Consider the following 1,686-nt stretch of genomic DNA (forward strand, 5'->3'; position numbering starts at 1 on the left):
GCGTCTCGGCGATCGGTGTTTCGTCGGCCGGTGCGCCGACGGAATCGGCGCGCGGCGACACGGCGCCGACGCGCGTCGGGTTGCCGCCCCAGGGGATATCCCGCTCCGGCCAGTGGATCTGGTAGAGGTCGATATAGTCGGTGCCGAGCTTGGCCAGCGACTTGTCGATGGCGTCAAAGATGTCGGCGCGCACCAGTTGCGACGGCCTGTCGCCGCGAAACCAGCTGTTGGCCGTGCGGCCGACGACCTTCGAGGCCAGGATCACCTTGTCGCGGTTGCCCTTGGCTTTCATCCAGTTGCCGATGATCTTTTCGGTCCGTCCCTGCGTCTCCGCCTTGGGCGGGATCGGATAGAGCTCAGCGGTGTCAATGAAATTGACGCCACGCGAGAAAGCCAGGTCCATCTGGGCGTGGCCTTCGGCCTCGGTGTTCTGCTGGCCCCAGGTCATGGAGCCCAGGCAGATCTGGGTCACAAGAAGATCGGTCCGACCGAGACGGCGTTTGTGCATGAAATTCGGCTCCGGAGGAAGGCTGGCGCGACTGCGCGGAGGAAGCCGCATCTATAGGCAAAGCAGAGCCGCTCTCCAAGCCTCGCCAGACCGACTTTTGCGTGAACCAGCCGGGTTAGCGGCGAGCACCGGCTAGTGCACGGCGCTTGGCCTCGTCGATCAGCATGTTGGCCACTTGCATGCGGATCATGGCGCGCTGGCGCAAATGCGGGGCGACACGGTCGGGATGGTTGGCAAAGGCAAAGCGGCGGCGCATGCGGCTGAAGTCGGCGACCTGCCTGGGCTGATCGAGGCCAAGTTCGACGGCGATGGCTTCGGGATCGATCGGCGGCAGCTTTTCCTCGGGCTTTGGCTCTTCGCCGGCGAGAGCCAGCTTGGCATGATCGAGCAAGGCGGCGAATTCCGTCGCCAGATCCGCGCCCGCCTCGCGATATTCGGCAGCGGAAACCTTGATGCGGCCGGAATGGAGTTCATCGGCCACCGAAAGATAGTCAAACGGGATGGATGGACGAGCGCCGGCCTCTTCGCCCTCGCCATTCTTGTCGGGGGCGATGAAGAGGTCGTCGAGCAACGAAGCGAAATCCCGCTTGGCGCCAGTAGCGATGTCAGCCTCCCCCTCGCCCGACCATTCGGGTACCGAAGCATAGAACCGGCTCGTTAAAAATGCATGCCACCGATCTTAACGAATTTAGCCGTCGCCTGCACCGCTTGACCCACCGCAACCCCAAGAAACAAAAATTCAGACTGTATTTTTTTGCAGTCCGGAATTCGCCAGGTGTGGCGAGGAAAAACCGGCCATGTAGCCAGCGTTCGAGGCTACGATACGCACCGGCCGAAAGTTTCGCCCGTTAGAGAAAATGTCGAAAAATTCGCCAAGACATGGCAGGTATGCAAATGCTGCACTGCACAATTGTCACGATTCACCTATATTGGCGGATGTGGAGGACCAATTTGGGGCTTGAATCATGGGTTTCTTCACTGAAATGTTCGCCCGGCCGCGGCCGCAGGAGCATCTGAGATACCGCTCGGCGCTCGCGCTGCTTCATTCGATGAGCAATGCCGACCGTGCCGACATCGGTATCAAGCCGGCCGACTTCCCCCGCATCGCCCGCGAAATGTCCGTTCGCTAGGTACTTCCGGTGATGTCCCGGATCGATCCGGGACATCACCGGAAGTAC

The 1,686-nt window shown here is 61.2% G+C and carries 3 protein-coding genes; all 3 read right to left on the minus strand.

The features are described from left to right. Nucleotides 1-508: aldo/keto reductase (locus EN964_RS33780; RefSeq protein WP_206528805.1), on the minus strand; the 508-nt coding region annotated here is incomplete at its 3' end. Between the two features lie 115 nt (nucleotides 509-623). After that, complete coding sequence (locus tag EN964_RS33785) at nucleotides 624-1,079, minus strand: hypothetical protein (RefSeq protein ID WP_127267824.1); 456 nt, start codon at nucleotides 1,077-1,079, stop codon at nucleotides 624-626. 349 nt (nucleotides 1,080-1,428) lie between these two features. Further along, nucleotides 1,429-1,686, minus strand: a 258-nt coding sequence (locus EN964_RS38230) for a hypothetical protein (protein WP_206528806.1), incomplete at its 5' end; no start/stop codon positions are given.

Source organism: Mesorhizobium sp. M7A.F.Ca.CA.001.10.2.1 (assembly GCF_003998575.1).
In the GTDB taxonomy this organism is placed as follows: Bacteria; Pseudomonadota; Alphaproteobacteria; order Rhizobiales; family Rhizobiaceae; genus Mesorhizobium.